This is a genomic window from Microbacterium sp. 1154 (assembly GCF_031455375.1).
Taxonomy (GTDB): domain Bacteria; phylum Actinomycetota; class Actinomycetes; order Actinomycetales; family Microbacteriaceae; genus Microbacterium.
This window is the reverse complement of sequence record NZ_JAVDSN010000003.1, coordinates 60,578-76,408: the sequence shown is the minus strand read 5'-3', so window position 1 is coordinate 76,408 and position 15,831 is coordinate 60,578. Positions and strand designations below refer to the sequence as shown.

General features: G+C 68.8%; 28 protein-coding genes and 1 tRNA gene. 25 read left to right on the top strand and 4 right to left on the bottom strand.

Translation table 11 applies throughout. From position 1 onward, the window contains the following. Nucleotides 1-24 precede the first annotated feature (24 nt). Nucleotides 25-1,128 carry a sn-glycerol-3-phosphate ABC transporter ATP-binding protein UgpC gene (locus tag J2X55_RS12095; RefSeq protein WP_309823691.1) on the bottom strand — a complete coding sequence of 368 codons (1,104 nt, stop codon included), beginning with the start codon at nucleotides 1,126-1,128 and terminating at the stop codon, nucleotides 25-27. A 212-nt stretch (nucleotides 1,129-1,340) separates the two neighbouring features. Here J2X55_RS12095 and J2X55_RS12090 point away from each other — a divergent pair, with 212 nt between their 5' ends. The 3 genes from J2X55_RS12090 (at nucleotide 1,341) to J2X55_RS12080 (ending at nucleotide 2,878) form a co-directional block, all read left to right on the top strand. Beyond that, a complete protein-coding gene (locus J2X55_RS12090) occupies nucleotides 1,341-2,321 on the top strand; it encodes a thioredoxin domain-containing protein (protein WP_115919041.1) in 981 nt (326 codons plus the stop codon). Between the two features lie 42 nt (nucleotides 2,322-2,363). Beyond that, the gene (locus J2X55_RS12085; RefSeq protein WP_115919039.1) at nucleotides 2,364-2,741 is read left to right on the top strand and encodes a hypothetical protein; all 378 of its coding nucleotides are present in this window, start codon (nucleotides 2,364-2,366) and stop codon (nucleotides 2,739-2,741) included. A 61-nt stretch (nucleotides 2,742-2,802) separates the two neighbouring features. Further along, nucleotides 2,803-2,878: transfer RNA gene (locus tag J2X55_RS12080), tRNA-Thr, on the top strand. 69 nt (nucleotides 2,879-2,947) lie between these two features. Here the strand turns inward: J2X55_RS12080 and xerC are convergent. From xerC to J2X55_RS12065, 3 genes are read right to left on the bottom strand one after another with little or no spacing between them, the layout of a single operon-like run. Beyond that, complete coding sequence (gene xerC, locus J2X55_RS12075) at nucleotides 2,948-4,120, bottom strand: tyrosine-type recombinase/integrase (RefSeq protein WP_309823689.1); 1,173 nt, start codon at nucleotides 4,118-4,120, stop codon at nucleotides 2,948-2,950. Next, nucleotides 4,120-4,581 (bottom strand): ImmA/IrrE family metallo-endopeptidase, encoded by a 462-nt coding sequence (locus J2X55_RS12070; protein ID WP_309823687.1) that lies wholly within the window; start codon nucleotides 4,579-4,581, stop codon nucleotides 4,120-4,122. Before J2X55_RS12070 ends, xerC begins: the two co-directional genes overlap by 1 nt. Further along, the gene (locus J2X55_RS12065) at nucleotides 4,565-4,954 is read right to left on the bottom strand and encodes a hypothetical protein (protein WP_309823685.1); all 390 of its coding nucleotides are present in this window, start codon (nucleotides 4,952-4,954) and stop codon (nucleotides 4,565-4,567) included. The genes J2X55_RS12070 and J2X55_RS12065 overlap by 17 nt, the downstream gene beginning before the upstream one ends. Nucleotides 4,955-5,040: 86 nt before the next feature. Here J2X55_RS12065 and J2X55_RS12060 point away from each other — a divergent pair, with 86 nt between their 5' ends. From J2X55_RS12060 to J2X55_RS11955, 22 genes are all read left to right on the top strand, one after another. Further along, nucleotides 5,041-5,301, top strand: a complete 261-nt coding sequence (locus J2X55_RS12060; protein WP_309823683.1) for a helix-turn-helix domain-containing protein — start codon at nucleotides 5,041-5,043, stop codon at nucleotides 5,299-5,301. Beyond that, a complete protein-coding gene (locus J2X55_RS12055) occupies nucleotides 5,298-5,528 on the top strand; it encodes a hypothetical protein (protein WP_309823681.1) in 231 nt (76 codons plus the stop codon). Before J2X55_RS12060 ends, J2X55_RS12055 begins: the two co-directional genes overlap by 4 nt. 11 nt (nucleotides 5,529-5,539) lie before the next feature. After that, entirely contained in the window at nucleotides 5,540-5,785 is a 246-nt protein-coding gene (locus J2X55_RS12050) for a hypothetical protein (protein WP_309823680.1), read from the top strand. Continuing rightward, the gene (locus tag J2X55_RS12045) at nucleotides 5,782-6,087 is read left to right on the top strand and encodes a hypothetical protein (RefSeq protein ID WP_309823679.1); all 306 of its coding nucleotides are present in this window, start codon (nucleotides 5,782-5,784) and stop codon (nucleotides 6,085-6,087) included. The genes J2X55_RS12050 and J2X55_RS12045 overlap by 4 nt, the downstream gene beginning before the upstream one ends. Beyond that, nucleotides 6,084-6,260 carry a hypothetical protein gene (locus tag J2X55_RS12040; RefSeq protein WP_309823677.1) on the top strand — a complete coding sequence of 59 codons (177 nt, stop codon included), beginning with the start codon at nucleotides 6,084-6,086 and terminating at the stop codon, nucleotides 6,258-6,260. Before J2X55_RS12045 ends, J2X55_RS12040 begins: the two co-directional genes overlap by 4 nt. Continuing rightward, on the top strand, nucleotides 6,260-6,571 hold the full coding sequence (locus J2X55_RS12035; protein WP_309823675.1) for a hypothetical protein: 312 nt from the start codon (nucleotides 6,260-6,262) through the stop codon (nucleotides 6,569-6,571). The genes J2X55_RS12040 and J2X55_RS12035 overlap by 1 nt, the downstream gene beginning before the upstream one ends. A gap of 182 nt (nucleotides 6,572-6,753) precedes the next feature. Then, a complete protein-coding gene (locus tag J2X55_RS12030; RefSeq protein WP_309823674.1) occupies nucleotides 6,754-7,611 on the top strand; it encodes a PD-(D/E)XK nuclease-like domain-containing protein in 858 nt (285 codons plus the stop codon). Then, nucleotides 7,608-8,300 carry a hypothetical protein gene (locus tag J2X55_RS12025; RefSeq protein WP_309823672.1) on the top strand — a complete coding sequence of 231 codons (693 nt, stop codon included), beginning with the start codon at nucleotides 7,608-7,610 and terminating at the stop codon, nucleotides 8,298-8,300. The genes J2X55_RS12030 and J2X55_RS12025 overlap by 4 nt, the downstream gene beginning before the upstream one ends. Next, nucleotides 8,297-8,467 carry a hypothetical protein gene (locus tag J2X55_RS12020; RefSeq protein WP_309823670.1) on the top strand — a complete coding sequence of 57 codons (171 nt, stop codon included), beginning with the start codon at nucleotides 8,297-8,299 and terminating at the stop codon, nucleotides 8,465-8,467. Before J2X55_RS12025 ends, J2X55_RS12020 begins: the two co-directional genes overlap by 4 nt. Next, nucleotides 8,455-8,907 carry a hypothetical protein gene (locus J2X55_RS12015; protein ID WP_309823668.1) on the top strand — a complete coding sequence of 151 codons (453 nt, stop codon included), beginning with the start codon at nucleotides 8,455-8,457 and terminating at the stop codon, nucleotides 8,905-8,907. The genes J2X55_RS12020 and J2X55_RS12015 overlap by 13 nt, the downstream gene beginning before the upstream one ends. Further along, complete coding sequence (locus tag J2X55_RS12010; RefSeq protein WP_309823667.1) at nucleotides 8,904-9,200, top strand: hypothetical protein; 297 nt, start codon at nucleotides 8,904-8,906, stop codon at nucleotides 9,198-9,200. Before J2X55_RS12015 ends, J2X55_RS12010 begins: the two co-directional genes overlap by 4 nt. Beyond that, nucleotides 9,188-9,520, top strand: coding sequence for a hypothetical protein (locus tag J2X55_RS12005; RefSeq protein WP_309823665.1), 333 nt, complete (start codon nucleotides 9,188-9,190; stop codon nucleotides 9,518-9,520). The genes J2X55_RS12010 and J2X55_RS12005 overlap by 13 nt, the downstream gene beginning before the upstream one ends. Beyond that, on the top strand, nucleotides 9,517-10,074 hold the full coding sequence (locus J2X55_RS12000) for a hypothetical protein (protein WP_309823663.1): 558 nt from the start codon (nucleotides 9,517-9,519) through the stop codon (nucleotides 10,072-10,074). The genes J2X55_RS12005 and J2X55_RS12000 overlap by 4 nt, the downstream gene beginning before the upstream one ends. A 443-nt stretch (nucleotides 10,075-10,517) precedes the next feature. Continuing rightward, nucleotides 10,518-10,898: a hypothetical protein gene (locus J2X55_RS11995; protein WP_309823662.1), complete on the top strand. Its 381-nt coding sequence runs from the start codon at nucleotides 10,518-10,520 to the stop codon at nucleotides 10,896-10,898. Between the two features lie 330 nt (nucleotides 10,899-11,228). After that, complete coding sequence (locus J2X55_RS11990) at nucleotides 11,229-11,891, top strand: hypothetical protein (protein ID WP_309823659.1); 663 nt, start codon at nucleotides 11,229-11,231, stop codon at nucleotides 11,889-11,891. Then, nucleotides 11,869-12,180 carry a hypothetical protein gene (locus J2X55_RS11985; RefSeq protein WP_309823658.1) on the top strand — a complete coding sequence of 104 codons (312 nt, stop codon included), beginning with the start codon at nucleotides 11,869-11,871 and terminating at the stop codon, nucleotides 12,178-12,180. The genes J2X55_RS11990 and J2X55_RS11985 overlap by 23 nt, the downstream gene beginning before the upstream one ends. Further along, nucleotides 12,177-12,440 (top strand): hypothetical protein, encoded by a 264-nt coding sequence (locus J2X55_RS11980; RefSeq protein ID WP_309823656.1) that lies wholly within the window; start codon nucleotides 12,177-12,179, stop codon nucleotides 12,438-12,440. The genes J2X55_RS11985 and J2X55_RS11980 overlap by 4 nt, the downstream gene beginning before the upstream one ends. Continuing rightward, on the top strand, nucleotides 12,437-12,904 hold the full coding sequence (locus J2X55_RS11975) for a single-stranded DNA-binding protein (RefSeq protein WP_309823653.1): 468 nt from the start codon (nucleotides 12,437-12,439) through the stop codon (nucleotides 12,902-12,904). The genes J2X55_RS11980 and J2X55_RS11975 overlap by 4 nt, the downstream gene beginning before the upstream one ends. Before the next feature lie 286 nt (nucleotides 12,905-13,190). After that, nucleotides 13,191-14,081, top strand: a complete 891-nt coding sequence (locus J2X55_RS11970) for a hypothetical protein (RefSeq protein ID WP_309823652.1) — start codon at nucleotides 13,191-13,193, stop codon at nucleotides 14,079-14,081. Continuing rightward, nucleotides 14,056-14,553, top strand: coding sequence for a hypothetical protein (locus J2X55_RS11965; RefSeq protein WP_309823650.1), 498 nt, complete (start codon nucleotides 14,056-14,058; stop codon nucleotides 14,551-14,553). Before J2X55_RS11970 ends, J2X55_RS11965 begins: the two co-directional genes overlap by 26 nt. 35 nt (nucleotides 14,554-14,588) lie before the next feature. Then, a complete protein-coding gene (locus J2X55_RS11960; RefSeq protein ID WP_309823648.1) occupies nucleotides 14,589-15,017 on the top strand; it encodes a hypothetical protein in 429 nt (142 codons plus the stop codon). A gap of 80 nt (nucleotides 15,018-15,097) precedes the next feature. Next, a complete protein-coding gene (locus J2X55_RS11955; protein WP_309823646.1) occupies nucleotides 15,098-15,442 on the top strand; it encodes a hypothetical protein in 345 nt (114 codons plus the stop codon). The last annotated feature ends 389 nt before the right edge of the window (nucleotides 15,443-15,831 follow it).

The following is a 15,831-nucleotide window of genomic DNA, read 5'->3' as shown; positions in this document are numbered from 1 at the left end:
GGGGACGCGCCGCGTCGGTGTGGGTCAGGCCGAAGCGATGGCCCGGTCGGTGAGACGGTCGCCCGTCTCGAGGTCGAAGACGTGCACGTGACCGGGGACCGGCGCCAGCACGACCGTCTCGCCCGCGTTGGGGTGACGGCGACCGTCGACGCGCGCGACGAGGTCGGTGCGCTTGCCGTTGATCTCGGTGTGGCCGTAGAGGTAGCCGTCGGCGCCGAGTTCCTCGACGAGGTCGACGACGACCGTGAGGCCGCGGCCGTCGGCGGGAGCGACCTGGATGTCTTCCGGACGAACTCCGATGGTGACCTCGGAGCCGTTGGCCTTGCCGATGGTGTCGGCCTCGACGGGGACGACGACGTCGCCGAAGCGGACTCCGCCTTCGGCCAGGTCGGCGGTGAAGAGGTTCATGGCGGGGGAGCCGATGAAGCCGGCGACGAAGACGTTCTTCGGGGTCTCGTACAGGTCGCGGGGCGTGCCCACCTGCTGCAGGAGGCCGTCCTTCAGCACGGCGATGCGGTCGCCCATGGTGAGCGCCTCGGTCTGGTCGTGCGTGACGTAGACGGTGGTGACGCCGAGGCGGCGCTGGAGCGATGCGATCTGGGTGCGGGTCTGGACGCGCAGCTTGGCGTCGAGGTTCGACAGCGGCTCGTCCATGAGGAACACCTGGGGCTGACGCACGATCGCGCGGCCCATGGCGACGCGCTGACGCTGTCCACCCGAGAGGGCCTTCGGCTTGCGGGTGAGGTACTGCTCGAGGTCAAGGAGCTTCGCCGCCTCGAGCACGCGCGAGGCGCGCTCTTCCTTACCCACGCCGGCGATCTTGAGCGCGAAGCCCATGTTCTCGGCCACGGTCATGTGGGGGTACAGCGCGTAGTTCTGGAAGACCATCGCGATGTCGCGGTCCTTCGGCGGGACGTCGGTGACGTCGCGGTCGCCGATGAGGATGCGACCCGAGTTGACCTCTTCGAGGCCGGCCAGCATGCGCAGCGAGGTGGACTTACCGCAGCCGGAGGGACCGACCAGGACCAGGAACTCGCCATCGGCGACATCGAGGTTGAGCTTGTCGACCGCGGGGCGGGTGCCGCCGGGGTACAGACGGGTTGCGTTGTCGAAGGTGACGGACGCCATTTTCTCTTCTCCTTCACCGGCAGGTACGTGCCGGACGATCCGTAGTGAATGGAATGAACGGGGGCGACCCCGTGCGCCCGACGTTGGACGCATTCGTCAGTATCGCACGTGTCTGGTCATTTCTCAGCCAGCCTGGCTACCATCGATGCTCGTCCGCCCCACCCGAGCGGCCCCCCGATTTCATGCGGCATCGTCCGTGCCCGGAAGGTTTCATGTCCAACGACCAGTCACCGAATGTGCCAGCAGAACGCGATCGCCGTGAGGCGGTCCGCGAGAAGGCGCAGCAGGTCAAGGCGAAGCAGACGCGGTGGCGCATCGCGCGTCGCTCGCTGCTGGGCATCGGTGCGGTCGCCGTGATCGCGATCGCCGCGGTCGGTGTCTCGTTCGCCCTGAACTCGCGCGAGGCGCGCTCGCAGGCTCTTCCCGACGCCGCGACCGACGACGGCTTCGTGATCACGAGCGCTTCGCAGGTGGCCGACCCCCTCGCCGACCAGACCGTCGACGGAAGCGCCGCGACGATGTCGGCACAGGCCACTCCTCCGGCCGCAGAGCCCGCGCCCACGACCGAGCCGACTCCCGAGCCCACCGGCACGGCAGCGCCCGTCGACATCCGTGTCTACGTCGATTACATGTCGGCCGAGGCGCGCGAGTTCCAGACCGCCAACGCGAGCCAGCTGTCGAAGTGGGTGGGCGACAAGGCTGCCACCCTCACGTACTACCCCGTCGCGATGCTCACGTCGAAGTCGAACGGCACGAAGTACAGCCTGCGCGCGGCCGGGGCGGCCGCCTGCGTGGCGACGCACTCGTCCGACCGCTTCTTCGCCTACAACCACGAGCTGCTCACGAATCAGCCCGCTGTCGATTCCGACGGCTACAGCGACCAGCAGCTCGCCGACATGGCGCAGGGCGCGGGGGTGGGCGACATCGCCGCCGTCCGCGACTGCATCGAGGGCGAGACCTACACCGCGTGGGCCAAGGCCGCCACCGACCGTGCGATCAAAGGTCTGCCGGGAACCAAGGGGCAGGCGCTGACCGCGACCCCGACGGTGCTCGTGAACGGTACCGAGTACGTCGGCAACATGGACGACGCGAAGGAGTTCGCGCAGTTCGTGCTCACGGTCGACAGCAACGCGTACTACTCGACCGCCACGCCGACGCCGTCGACCACGCCTTCTGCCACCCCCGCGGGGTGATCGGTTCGGTGCGAACGCGCCGCTGTATGAGATTCTGGAGACATGAACGAAGAGCTTGAGGACTCCCCGCCGCGGCGGTCTCTCACGCAACTGAAGGCGTGGGTGCAGGAATTCCGCGACCAAGGCCATCTGTTCGCGGGTCAGCTCAAGGTCGTCGAGCAGGAGGACGCCGACAGCCAGGACACCGGTCTCGTGGTGATGAACCTCACCAACGCGCGTGTGTCGGTCTACATGCAGCCCAAGGGCTACGACGAGCCGCTCTGGGAAGCGACGCTCACCTCGCGCCCCGAAGACCTGACGCTCTCTCCGCACGAGATGGCGAGCCTGGCCGCTGAGCTCGTGGTGGCCGGAAACCTCTGCTCGTTCCTGCAGTGGAAGTCGCTCGAGTGGGACCGCGAGAGCGGCACGCACCGCGACTGAGCTGTCTCGAGAGGGAGCTCCACCGCTCTAGACTCGTCCATCGAGACGTCCCGCGTCTCACGCCGGCTTGGCGCAATTGGTAGCGCACCGTACTTGTAATACGGGGGTTGCAGGTTCAAGTCCTGTAGCCGGCACCAGAATCCGCAGGTCAGACGCAGAATCGGCCCCGCTCCTTTTCGAAGGTGCGGGGCCGATTCACGTTTTACTCACGGTTTTCGCGTGAGCAGTTTCGACAGAACGGATGCGGCGGCGGGGCCGCGGTGGATCTCGTCGGCGTAGCTGCGCTCCGTCGTCTTAGTCTCCTCATGGCCGAGCTGATCGCGCGCCGCTTCGATCCCGAGCTCATCGCGGACGACGGTCGCCACGGTCTTGCGGAAGCTGCGCGGCGTCACCCCTTCCCACGCTGTGCCCTTCAGAGCATCGCGCCACGTCGTGCGGTAGTTGTTTGGATGCCGGAATGTGCCGACGCTCGAGGGGAACACAAACTGCGAGAACGACGAGACCCGTCGCCGCATCAGCATGTCGACCGTCTCGGCGGGTAGCTCGAGCTCGCGATAACCGGCGTCGCTCTTCGTCACTTCCTGCACGAACATCTTCCCGTCGCGATCCTGCGCGATCGTCCCGCGGACGATGACCCGTTGTGCGACGAGGTCGAGCGCATCCCATCGGAGTGCGAAGACCTCGCCCGTGCGCATGCCCGAGCCGACGAACATGTTCGCCGTATCGGCGAGGTCGCTCGCGCGCGCGCGGCGCGGTCGACGATCGCTCTCGTCGCGAGGCTCAGACCCGGCGTCCCATTGCTCGAAGCGGTCGAGGATGCCCTGTACCGCCGAGCGGTCGGGGGCGGCTGCTCGCGCCGTCCGTTTCGCGCGCTCGGGTGCGGGGACGTCGCTCATCGGGTTGGCGCGCACGGCCCCGTGTCGGGCGGCGAGGGTGAACATTCCGCTCAGCACGACGTGCGTCGTCTTCGCGGTGCCCGGCCCGGATGACCGCGCGAGCGCGACAAGGAACCGGTCGAGCCGTGGCACGCTGCACTCCTGCAAGCGCACGCTGCCGAGACCCGGGGTGATGTGCTTCGTGATGGCGTTCTGATAGATCCGTACCGAGCCTTCGGCGAGGCGGGTGCGGGACTCGAGCCAACGCGTCGCGAGGTCGGAGACGGTCGTGTCTGCGGTGAGATCGTCGCTCGCGGGGGCCAGGCGCTGTTTCAGCGCCCGCACGAGATTGCGCTCAGCCTCGGCGGGGGTCTTGCCCTGCCGGTCCATCGACCGTGTGACGCCGTCGGAATCCCGATAGTAGGCGCGTGCGGTCGGCTTGCCCTTCACCGTCATGCGGCGGATGCGCCCCCACGTCTCGAGTTCGAGCGGCGGCCGAGCCATCAGGCGACGCCCTCGCGTCGCTCCCACATTCCGAGGCCCATCCGCGGGCGCATGTAGACGTTGTCGCCCAGACGCTCGAGCAGGCTCTGAAACGCGATGACCGTGCTGCGCATGACGTCGAGGTCGACGGCGATCGCGCCGGGGTGGCCGGCGTGCACGGCTTCAAGGTGCCGGTAGTCGTCGAGGTCGATCAAGCGGAGCGCGGCCCATTCTTCCGCGCGGCGTTCCTGTTTCGCGTGCACGGGACCGAAGCGCGTATGGCAGTCTCCGAACGCCGCGTGCCCGAGCTCGTGCGCGAGCACCGACCGGTGATGGCGGGCCGACATTCCGCGACGCAGGCGGATGCGGCGGGCGTCGTGGTCATAGATTCCGTCGCGGTCAGCGGGCATGCGCACGTACTCGATGGTGACGCCGATCGCCTCGGCGAAGTCGAGGAGGCGAAGGTCAACTGGGGTCGTCATATGAGGGCTGTTCGTCCGTGGGTTCGGGGTCGGCGGCGCGGGCGGCGAGGTACAAGTCATCTTCGGTGGGGGTTCCGACATTGCGGGTCGGGAACGGGGTCACGTTGGTGGCCTCGCTGGCGACGCGCTGCGCTCTGCTCATCAGGTCTAGGGGGTCGATGTGGAGCGCGCTCGCGATCGAGTAGAGGTCGCGCACGTTCAGCGTCACGCGCTCGCCCGTGCGGGGGTTTCCTCCGTCGAGGCGCATTGACATGTACTGCGAGGTCTCGCCGATCAGACGACCGAGGGCGCGGGAAGAGAGATCCTGCCGGCCCATCTCGGCTTTGATCTCGGAAACGAGAGCGTCGGCGAGGCGCTGAGAGTAGTTGTCCACGGGATCTGAGTATGTCCGCTGCATGATTTTTAGTCAATACGCATGACTAGCTTGACAGCGCATGACAAGTCATTCATTCTCGTCACATGACAAATCACGCAGCAGTCGGATTGGCCGCCGCGCAGCGCCTGGCGGGCGAGGTGCGGGCCGAGATGGCACGGCAAAAGCGCACGGCGGGGGAGATGGCGCGGGTGCTCGGCATCACCGCGCACACCGCCGGTCGCCGCCTGAGCGGGGCCGTCGCGTTCAGCGTCACTGAACTGATGGCTGTCGCGATGTGGCTCGGCATGGACGCGAAAGAACTGCTGCGCCGGGCAGAGGAGCCCGCGCACGCGGTGGCATCGTGACCGGCTCCTCTGGCCGCGGCGGCCCCGTCCTCACCACACGAGGGGCCGCGACGTATAGCGGTCTCGCCTATCAGACCTTCCGAAACCTCCTCGCCGCGGACCAAGGCCCGCGCAAATTCAAGCAAGGCCGCTTGAACGTCTTCTATCCCGTCGATCTCGACGCGTGGATGCGAGAGCGAATCACCGACCCGACGCAGGCCGCGGCGTCACAAACCCACCTCACCTGAAGGGGCAGTACATGCCTGACCGCAACACCGATACCGTTCCCGCCGTCGAGCGCCCGGTCGCTCTTGTCGTCGATGCGTCGTTCGACAGCGACACGTTCACGATCGACACGACCACGATCGACGGGCAGCGCGTCGTCGTCATGCAGCAGCGTGACGGCGTCCGCTACCTCACCCCGGCCGAGACGCTCGCACTCTCCCGCGCGCTGCTCTCCCGCCTCGCCTACGTCGGCTTTCCCGAAGAGGCGGTGACCGCGTGAGCGCCCCGAAGGTGGAGGCGCTGATCGTCGATCGCCCGGCTCCCGTAGCGCCGACGCATCGCGAGGTGCTCGCCCGGTCGCAGCGCGTCGCGGATTCGGCTGCTCAGGCGCTGAACGATGAGGCGCTGCGCGTCGAGCGTGACCGTATGGCGCTCGCGACCGTGCACAGCGTGCTGGCCGCCGACGGCTGGGAGCGTGCCTACGCGAACGCGTCGAAGAGCGCCGCGCGCCTGCTGGCCGGTGTAATCGCCGAGCAGGCCGCGAACCGCACGCACGGTTTCACTCGGAAGCTCGAGGCATGAGCGGCACGCGGCGCACGCTCGCCATCCCGGGGATGCCGGTCGTGAAGGCGCTCGAGTCCCGCCGGGTCCGCACCGAGCGTGAGGAGCGGATCGACCGGCAGTCGCGGGCGGCGAAGAACTTCGCCTGCGTCGACCGCCGCGCCGAGCGCGCCTACGACGGGGGCGCCGCCTGATGGGGGTCACGCTGCGCACCCGGGACGCCGACCCGGTCACCTCGGCCGAGGCGGTCGCCGACACGGATCTCGCCCGCTCACAGATGGAGGTGCTCGCCATCTTCCAGATAGCCCGCGAGGAGGGCGTGACGGCCCTCGCCGAGCACGAGGTCGTCGCCTGGGGCCGCCGCCTCGGATCGACCTACTCGGATCAGCGACTGCGGTCCTGCTGCCCCGAGCTCGAGCGGAAACGGTGGCTGACCCGTACGCCGTCTTTCAAGCCTGGCCCGACCGGCACCCGCCGCGCCGAGGTCTGGGCGCTCGCCCGCTAACCCACCCCTCACCATCTCTCGGCGACACGGCCGATGTTCCGTGCTGCCCGAAACCGACCGCAGGAGGTCGATGTGAATCCCGACTACTTCCCGCCGCAGCTGGGTCTGCCGATCGCAGGCGTGCTCTGCGCCTGTCTCGCCGTCGCCTGGTGGCGCGACCGTCATAGCCGAGGGGGGCAGGCGTGAGCGCGCTCGAGGGGTTTGTGCCCGATCTCGACGAGGTGACGTACCACGCGCACCCGGCGCTGTCATCGACCGGTGCCCGGCAGCTGCTGCAGGCGCCCGCTCGCTTCGCGCACTGGATGGAGAACAAGCCGCCGCACAAAAAGGCGTATGACGTCGGTTCGGCGGTGCACGCGAAGGTGCTCGGCACGGGGTGGGACGTCGTCGAGATCCCGGATGAGTTGCTGTCGGGGCCGAACCGCGCGATCTCGAGCGTCGCCGCAAAAGACTGGGTCGCCGCGGCCCGCGAGTCGAACGCGATCCCGCTCAAAGCGCCCGAGATCGCCGAGGTGGACGCGATGGCGGAATCGGTGCTGGCGCATGCGATGGCCCGCGTCATGTTCGAGCAGCAGGGCGACGCCGAACTGTCGGTGTTCTCCCGTGACGACGAGACGGGTATCGAGCAGCGGTGCCGGTTCGACTACCTCGGCAGCGGGTCGGGCCGCCGGTTCGCCGTCGACCTGAAGACGAAGCACGGCCTGGCAACGCCCGTGAAGTTCTCGAAGACCGTCGCCGAGCTCGGCTATCACGTCCAGGTCGGCCACTACCTCGACACCCTCGCCGCTGCCGGTGGCGGCGTCGACCAGTTCGTGTTCGTGGTCGTCGAGAAGGAACCGCCCTACCTGACGGCGACGTACGTGCTCGGCCGCGAGTACCTCGAGATGGGCTACGCCGGGGCCGCCGAGGCGCGCCGCCGCTTCGCCGCCGGCATCGAGTCGGGCGCGTGGCCCGGCTACCCGCAGGAACTGCAGATCGCGATTCCGCCGAACTGGGCGGTCTACGACCACAACGAAGGCCTGGGAGGGCTGACGGCATGACGACTATCGATGACATTCAGATCCCGACCGAGATCAGGGCGTCCCGCCTGCGCGGTGCCGAGCGGCCCCCGGCTAACGCCCCGGTCGACGACGTCTCGCAGACCCTCGCCGAGTACACGCGCCTCGCGTTGTCGTCGGGCTCGCGCCTCGAGATCGACCCGGTGGAGTTCACCGCCGACGGCGAGGTGTGGGTGCCGCTGTGGTTGAACGCCGAGCCGCCCGCCGCCGCGCGCGCAACCGTGCGACGCGATGGCGTCGAGACCGTCGTCTACCGGCGGTGGGTGGAGGCGCTGCCCGGCGACGAGTCGCTGACCGACACCGGCCGACGTTGGGTCGACGTGTGGCTCGAAAACCCGACCGAGCGGTTCGAGTCGTATGTGCTGCGCGCCGCGCTCGCCCGCGCCTTCGCCGACGTCATCGGCGACCGCCCCGACCCGGGCAAGCCGCGCCCCCGCGCCGCCGCGCCCGCGCCGGTCGAGCCCGCCGACGGGGAGCCCGGACCGCTCCTGTCGGATACCGAAGCCGCCGAGCTCGAGGCGCTTGTGCGCGCGCTCCCGTGGGGGGCGGCCGAGGTGCACCGCTGCGACCGTGGCATCGAGACCGCCGCGATGCCGGCACCCGTGCCCCGCCCGCCCGCGCCGGACGTCCCGCGCCTGGTCACGCCCGGGACTCGCGGCGGTGCCCGATGATCTTCGTCGTCGTGGGGGTCGTGGCCCTGATCGCCGCGCTCGTGTCGCTCGGCATGCTGGCAGTGGCAGTCATCTACGGCGACCGGCGTCCGGTGGCGACGTTTGCGACGTCGCTGTTCGTGAGCCTGCTCCTAGTCGCTGCGTCGATCGCCGGGTGTTCATCTTGACCGGCCCGGCTGAGTTCAAGCCCGCGGCGGTCGAACTGATCTGGGAGCGCGACAGCGGCCGGTGTGCGAAGTGCGGCGCGTTCCTGGTTTGGGAGCGTCGCGGCCCCGGTCCCGGCGGATGGTCCGTGCATCACCGCGAGGATCGCGGCGCGGGCGGCGTGAAGCGCGCGAGCAAGGGCCGGGTGCAGCCACGCGCTTACCTGGCGCTCGCTGCGAACGGTGTCCTGCTCTGCGGCGACGGTGTCGCCGGATGCCACGGCGAGATCACCCGCAACGAGGTGCCCGCGCGCCTCGGTTTCCGTGTCCCCCGGATCGGCATCCGCCGCCCGGTCGACGTGCCCCTGCTGCACGCCCTGTTCGGGTGGGTGCGGCTCGACGACGACGGCGGCTATGCGCCTGCCGACGAGCCCGACGAAGAGGAGTTGGAGCATGCCGCGTGAGCGTGATCTCGGAGGCATTCGCCGTGTGGCGCGAGTGCCGGGAGGCGTCCGACGAGGTGCTGCATTCGGCGTACACCCGGGCGGAGGTCGCGACGAACGGCGCCCTGCTGAACGAGCGCGGACGTCGGGCGCAGGTCGACGCGGTGTCGCTGTTCATGGGGCCAGCGGTGCGGGCGTACGCGTACGCGTCGCCCGAGCTCGTCGAGCACTGGGAGGAGCACCCTCGGGTGACATATGCGGAGTTCGAGCGGCAGTGGGTCGCCGGGCAGGAGGAGGAGCGGTGGGCGTCGTGACGAAGGGGTGCAAGCTGGGATGCTGCTCGCCCGAGGTCGCCGCCCTGCCCCGCGGTGGGTGGGATGACGCCGGGTCGAAGATCGACGGGCGCCGGACGGAGCACCTGCGCCGCGAGTGGGCGGCGACGTCGGCACGCATCGACCGGATGCAGGCCGACTACCCGAAGTGCAAGCTGTGCGGGCAGTCGACCCTGCGTCTCGACCAGGCCGGGCTCTGCTCGAAGGTGACCGAGGCGCACAAGGCCTACCGGGTGCGCCTCGGGCTGCCGGCGGTGCCCGCCCCCGCGCCCGCGGCGCGCGGCCGAGGGGGGCGGCGATGAGCGACGAGACCGAGCGCACGATGCTAGATCGCCTGTGCGTCCGATACGGCCGCACCTATAAGAACGGGAGCTATGTCGGCCGCGAGCACGCGCGCGCCGAGCACGTGCCGATCGGGGTCAGCTTCGACCGCTCCCGCATCGCTGACTTCCTCGCCGTGCGCATGTTCAGCAGTCACGGATTTGAGCACCTGCCATATCGAGAGCAGGAGTCGCTCGCGCAGCAGGGGGTCATCTCGTGGGACGCGCGCACGCCGACGCTGATCGGCCACGAACTGAAGGTGTCCCGGTCGGACTGGCTGACCGAGTTCCGCGACCCCGAGAAGGCCGAGGCCCGGAAGCGCTACTGCCACGGCTGGTATTTGGTCGCGTCGGATGCCGCGATCGTGCGCGACGGTGAACTGCCCGAGGGGTGGGGGCTGATGGTGAAGCACGGCCGTTCGCTCCGTGTACTCCTCCGCGCGCCCCGACTCGTTCCGCAGCCGCTTGGCATGTCGCAGGTGGCGGCGCTGGCGCGTGCCGTCATGCAGACCGAGGCGCGGGAGGCGGCACGATGAGCGGTCGATCGTGTGCGTGGTGCCGTGGTCCGATCCCGGCGACCGCCCGTCGTGACTCGGTGTGCTGCTCGGTGCGTTGCCGTCAGGCGCGGCACCGGTTCAACTCGGGTGTAGGCGTCGCGGGGGCCCGCGGTGACGACGTCTTGCGTCTGGCCTACGCTGATCCGCCCTACCCGGGGTTGTCGAAGCGGTACTACGGCGATCACCCTGACTTCGCCGGGGAGGTCGATCACAGGCGTCTCGTCGAGCAGCTGAACGGGTTCGACGGGTGGGCGCTCTCGACGTCGGCGCGTGCGCTGCAGGAGGTGCTAGCACTGTGCCCTCCCGGGGCGCGGGTGGCGGCGTGGGTTCGAGGTGAGCGCCCGACCCGTAGCGCGGGCCCGCTCAACGCGTGGGAGCCGGTGATCTACTGGGGCGGGCGTCGTGACGCGTCGCGTTCCACCATGGCGGGCGAGAAGACGTCGCGCCGACCAGGTGCACGCGTCGCGGAGGACCTGGCCGACGCGTCGCGCGGTGCCGGCGAAACGCGACGTGTCGTGTCTGACGTCGAGCGAGACGCGTCGCGCGGTGCGGCCGCGAACGCGTCGCTGGTGGCCGCGGCCGACGCGTCGCTCGGATCCGCGCGACGTGTCGATGTGCTCGCCTATCGTCCGGGTGCTCGCACGACCGAGCCCGGCCGCGTGACCGGCGCGAAGCCGGCGGCGTTCTGCCGGTGGGTGTTTGATCTGCTCGGCGCGGAGCCGCAGGACGAATTCAGCGACCTGTTCGCCGGCTCGGGCGGCGTCGCTCGGGCGTGGGAAGTCTTCGCGGGGCGTGCCGCATGATGCCTCGGTTCGCGATGACGTACGTCATCTACTGGCCCGAGCGTGCCGTGCTGAAGGTCGGGCGCACGTCGCAGTGGGATCGCATCGACGCGATGACGTCGACCGGTGGTCACGTGCTCGTGCTCGCTCGCGGGACGGATGCCACGTGGGAGCGGGAGGCGTTGCGTGAGCTTCGCCGCTGGTTCCCCGACGCGTTCGACTCCGAGCTCGACGCGTGGCCGCTGATGCCGTACGGCCGCGGCTGGACGGAGTGTTTCAGCGTGCCCGAGCACTACGTGCAGTTGGCCGTCGATCTGTGTTTCAAGGGTTTTGCGAGAGGTAGCGATACGGGTGTCAACGAGGAGCGTTCAGCGCCGGATCAGCGGGGCGGATCTCGAGTTCGTGGGGTACCTGCGGGCGCCGCACGAGGCGAAGCCGACCGCGCTGGGTCTGTGGACGAAGGCGACGGACGTCGATGGGCGGTGCCTGCTGGTGCCGGAACTGATCGCCGCGGCGATCTACCCGGGGGAGGCGGCGACGGAGCAGGTGATTCTGCACGTGCTGATGCTCGAGGAGTCGGGGTTCCTGGTGCGGTACGAGCACGAGGGGGCCGAGGTGCTGGCGTTGCGGCGTCCACTGAAGGCGGATACCCGCGGGGCGACGTCGGAGATCCCGCCGCCCCCGCCGCTCGGAGTTCCGAGGAATTCCGCGGCTATGGGGGGAGAGGGCGCGAGGGAGCGGGCGCAGGCGCGGGTGCGTGCCGAGCAGGCCGAGCGGGACGGCGAGTGGGCCGCGTGGCGGGAGCGGGCCGAGAGGGCCGCGCCGCCGCGGCGACCGCTGCTCATGGATGCCCCGCCGATCGGGTGCCCGGACCATCCGAACGGTCGATTCGGACCCTGCGGACCCTGCGGCACGGCCCGCCGACAACACGACCTCTGGATAGAGCAGCAGCGGCACACCGACCGGGAGACCGCGTGGGAAGCGCAGACGGATGAGCCCGGCGAGGAGTGGTGACGGGTGGGACTGGCCCGTCAACAGGCGCGCGGCGCTGAAAGAGGCCGGCCCGACCCTCGCCGTCGCGATGCGGGAGCGACCGGGCTCTGAGACCGACCGGGTGCAGCAGGAGCTTCACCGGGCGCAGAACCTCGCGGCGGGCCGGACGCGGCAGGCGGCCCGGGAACGGCACCTGGCCGCGGTGGCCGATGCTGACCGGTTTATCGCCGAGATGCAGGAGAAGGAGCGCGGACGGCTCGCGAAGTGGGCCGCCGGGTGGAGAGAACGAAACGAGAGAAGGACGGCATGACGAGAGAACGAATCGACCACCTGAAGCAGGCTGCGGATTGGCTCGACGGGGCCGAAAGGCCTGACATAACGGACGCGCTGGCGTCTCAGATGGCGGGTATTGCGCAAGTGCACGCGACGCTCGCGCTCGTCGAGCAGCAGCGGATCGCCAATCTCATCGCCGTGTGGATGGGGCCGGACATCGCCGTCGAAGGGCTAGCCGAGGACGGGCTGTCTTTCGACGCGGTGCGCGACGCGATCCGAGAGGGGCTGAGCCTGTGACCGGAGAGACCCCGCTGACGATCGTCGGCAACCTGACCGCCGACCCGGAACTGCGGCACACGCAGAACGGTCTGGCGGTGGTGAACTTCACCGTCGCGAGCACGCCGCGTGCGTTCGACCGGCAGGCGAATGAGTGGAAGGACGGGGCGCCCCTGTTCCTCCGCTGCTCGGCCTGGCGGGAGTTCGCGGAGCACATCGCGGGGTCGCTGACGAAGGGTGCCCGTGTCGTCGTGACGGGGCGTCTCGTGCAGCGCAGTTACCAGGATCGCGAGGGCAACAACCGGTCGTCGCTCGAGCTCGAGGTCGACGAGATCGGCCCGTCCCTGCGGTACGCGACGGCGCAGGTGACGCGCACGGCATCCCGTGGGTCGTCGGGCGCGCGGCCGTCGTCCGCGCCGTATGACGCCCCGGTCGACGACTCGGGCGCCTGGTCGGTCCCGACGGGCGAAGAGGTGCCGTTCTGATGGGCCGCACACGTGCAGAGCGTCGCGCCGGGCGGGCCATCCGCCGGCAGCGTCGCGTCGTCGAGCGGTACCGGGCCTTCGCGAGGTCGGTCGGGTACGAGCTCACGGATTGGCAGATTCGCATGCTCGCTGCGTACGAGGCCGCTCGTGATAGCGGGTGCACGTTCGTGTGGGTGTCCGGTCGACAGGGTGGGCGGCTCGTGCTTCAGAAGACGATCGAGGGGGTGCATCGATGACGGGCTGTGTTCTGGGGTGCGCTCAGCAGGGCGTGCATTTCGCTGACTGCATGGTCTACGACGGCCGGGAGTACGCGTTTCCGTGCGACGGGTGCGCGGCTGAGCCGACGGTCGGTGGCACGCTCGTGTGCTCGAAGTGTCGGGGCCGGTTCCGGTTCGCGCTGCGGGAGGTGCCCGACCTGGTCGGCCGGATGCGGTCGCTGATCGATCCGACGTCGGCGATCGTCTACGAGGACCGTGCGCGCCGTACCGGCTCGCCGTCGCCCGAGGCGCCCGCCCCGGTGGCCGCCGACCTGATCGACGCGTCTGAGGCTGTGCAGAAGGGGCTGTGGCGTTGGTCGCCCGGTGGCGGGTGGCCGCGCTCGGATGCCGCGGAGGCGTTCGACGACGCCGAGGCCGCGGCGGCTGGCATCCTCGCTCATCTCGACACGTGGCTCTCTGACGAAGATGACGTGTTCTCGCTGTACCGGCTGCTGCTTGAGCGGCATCCGGCGAATGAGGATGGCGTGCGCGAGGCGTGGTCGGTGCAGGATGCGCTCGACAAGTGGGGCGCGGAGCGTCGGGAGCAGCCGGCCGAGGAGGCGGTGACGGCATCCCGTGCACTGCGGCCCGAGCGGGTGTTCGACGAGGAGTCGGCGCGCCCGATCGCGGAGCACGGCGACCGGCTGCTCGGCGGCGCGCAGGCCGCGGCTATCGCCGGGTCGCTGCGCACGCTCCAGAGGTGGGCGAAGGCTGGCGAGATCGTGCCGGAGGCGTCACCGTATGTCGCCGGGCGGAAGACGCCGCTGTACCGAGAGTCGGCGCTGCTCGCCGTGAAGGAGCGCATGGCGGAGTCGAAGACCATGCGCGGGCATAGCGGACGGTTCACGCAGGGGGCCGTGCACAACGGCGCGGCACGCATATATGCTGCGGGACATGCAGCTGGTGGAGAGGCGGTATGAGCCCGCGCGTCCTGTCGGAGCGAGGTGCGGGTTCGCCAGGATCTATGACGATGGGCGTCCGCGCAACGAATGGAACTGGGTGAGCGAAGCTCGTTCTGAGATGGACAGCCTGTGGGACAACACCCTGGACCCCCTGATGAGCGAGACTGAGCACGCGGATGCACGCGAGAAGCTCACACAGCTGCTACAAAAAGCGAAAAACGGCACTCTTATTGTTGAAGTAGGAGGCAAGGAGGCGGTTCCAATCCAGTGGATAATCGCCGAGCTCAAGCCGTTCATTGAAGGTCGACGCGGTCTTTTCGGGCGTGCGCCGCGGCTGATGCGGCTGTACTTCGGCGAGCCAGCGGCTCGAGAGCAGATGCTGCTTGCCCTCCATCTCGCGAACAAGACGAACGGCGACGAAGGGTCCGAAGAGCAGGACCAAGCGATCGCGGAGTCAATAGCCCGGGCGCACCGCTGGGCTGCGGCATAGCCTCTACACCTAGACTGATGGCAGGAGGAACGACCATGAGCAACACGGAGATCAGTTGGTGCGCGCACGGCGGTGTCGAGCGCAGCACTCCTGACGCGATCGCCTGGGTAGCCCGTAACAGCCTCGCCAACCAGGAGAACTTATTCATTGCCCTCGCTGCAGCGCAGGCGGATTCCGGCGTTGACGAGGCGTTGATCGCGCAACGCCTTGGCATCGGCTTAGACGAATTGAAGTCTGCTTTCGCGCATCCGGGCGACCTGTCTGTCGACGAACTGCGCCATTTCTCTATCGCCGCTGAAATTGTGATCTCTTACAAAGTTCGCGCCGCTCACCTTGAATACACGACCCACCACCGCGCACTTCGGAAAATGGCTGACCACGCGCGGGGTCGCATTGACACTTCGGACGACAATGATCTCGACGTAGGAAAGACCTGGCGCTGGGGAGCGGCCGCAAAACTATGAACACTACGTTGGCACTCGTTTCGCCTTACATTGACAGGTGGCGAGCCGTTAGAGCGTCGAGCGCGTCCGACGAGCAGCACGTGCAGTGGGACGTGACCTACGACCCGACGCCGATAGACACGACCTACGGCGATGTTTGGCCCGTCTTTGCGACGCTCCACGCGGGGGGTTCCGGCGGTTGGGGAGACATCTCTGTCGCAGCCTTCGTCAAGAATGCGCACGACGTCGCACCGGATCAATTTGAAGAGGTTCTGGCGGGTAGCGAAGCAGTTGAGACGCTGTATGACTTCGCTCGGAGCCACTTTGTTCCCATGCTGGCTGGCATCGGTGCTGAAGTGACAATGCCAGCGGGCTCACCGAAGCCCACTATGTCTCTTTATGACGACGAGCCGCTGCAGGTGGAAACTCGATCTGAGGACGAGTGAATACCGTGTGGCGCGGCGACCTGTTAAGCTGAGCTTGCGCAAGAGTTGACACGAAGGCCCGGACCGGTTGGCGGTTCGGGCCTTTGGTGTTCCTGCGCCTGAGTCTTCCCGACGCCGTGTGTATACAACCGGGTCGGGGGCTCGCCTCGAGTCGCCGCTGCTGCCACTACAAGTAGCCGGCCGCGGGCACGTCGTCGAGCATCGCGCTACCAGCGGATGCCGCGCGCTCGTGATGCAAGGCCCATCCTTTCGCGGGTGTGCGGCCCGGGGCGTAGTTCTTCCCGGCGGGTGTCGGGTAGTGGTCTCCCTGTGAGGTGGGAGTGGTGAGAGGGGGCGGTCGCCTGCGTGTGGGGAAACCCCGCGGGCGGCCGTTCCCGCACGACCGAAGG

Coding starts and splice junctions, on each gene's coding strand:
- J2X55_RS12095 (WP_309823691.1), bottom strand. CDS start 1,128: ATGGCGTCCGTCACCTTCGACAACGCAACCCGTCTGTACCCCGGCGGC.
- J2X55_RS12090 (WP_115919041.1), top strand. CDS start 1,341: ATGTCCAACGACCAGTCACCGAATGTGCCAGCAGAACGCGATCGCCGT.
- J2X55_RS12085 (WP_115919039.1), top strand. CDS start 2,364: ATGAACGAAGAGCTTGAGGACTCCCCGCCGCGGCGGTCTCTCACGCAA.
- xerC (WP_309823689.1), bottom strand. CDS start 4,120: ATGGCTCGGCCGCCGCTCGAACTCGAGACGTGGGGGCGCATCCGCCGC.
- J2X55_RS12070 (WP_309823687.1), bottom strand. CDS start 4,581: ATGACGACCCCAGTTGACCTTCGCCTCCTCGACTTCGCCGAGGCGATC.
- J2X55_RS12060 (WP_309823683.1), top strand. CDS start 5,041: ATGACAAATCACGCAGCAGTCGGATTGGCCGCCGCGCAGCGCCTGGCG.
- J2X55_RS12050 (WP_309823680.1), top strand. CDS start 5,540: ATGCCTGACCGCAACACCGATACCGTTCCCGCCGTCGAGCGCCCGGTC.
- J2X55_RS12040 (WP_309823677.1), top strand. CDS start 6,084: ATGAGCGGCACGCGGCGCACGCTCGCCATCCCGGGGATGCCGGTCGTG.
- J2X55_RS12035 (WP_309823675.1), top strand. CDS start 6,260: ATGGGGGTCACGCTGCGCACCCGGGACGCCGACCCGGTCACCTCGGCC.
- J2X55_RS12025 (WP_309823672.1), top strand. CDS start 7,608: ATGACGACTATCGATGACATTCAGATCCCGACCGAGATCAGGGCGTCC.
- J2X55_RS12020 (WP_309823670.1), top strand. CDS start 8,297: ATGATCTTCGTCGTCGTGGGGGTCGTGGCCCTGATCGCCGCGCTCGTG.
- J2X55_RS12000 (WP_309823663.1), top strand. CDS start 9,517: ATGAGCGACGAGACCGAGCGCACGATGCTAGATCGCCTGTGCGTCCGA.
- J2X55_RS11995 (WP_309823662.1), top strand. CDS start 10,518: ATGGCGGGCGAGAAGACGTCGCGCCGACCAGGTGCACGCGTCGCGGAG.
- J2X55_RS11985 (WP_309823658.1), top strand. CDS start 11,869: ATGAGCCCGGCGAGGAGTGGTGACGGGTGGGACTGGCCCGTCAACAGG.
- J2X55_RS11980 (WP_309823656.1), top strand. CDS start 12,177: ATGACGAGAGAACGAATCGACCACCTGAAGCAGGCTGCGGATTGGCTC.
- J2X55_RS11970 (WP_309823652.1), top strand. CDS start 13,191: ATGGTCTACGACGGCCGGGAGTACGCGTTTCCGTGCGACGGGTGCGCG.
- J2X55_RS11965 (WP_309823650.1), top strand. CDS start 14,056: ATGCAGCTGGTGGAGAGGCGGTATGAGCCCGCGCGTCCTGTCGGAGCG.
- J2X55_RS11960 (WP_309823648.1), top strand. CDS start 14,589: ATGAGCAACACGGAGATCAGTTGGTGCGCGCACGGCGGTGTCGAGCGC.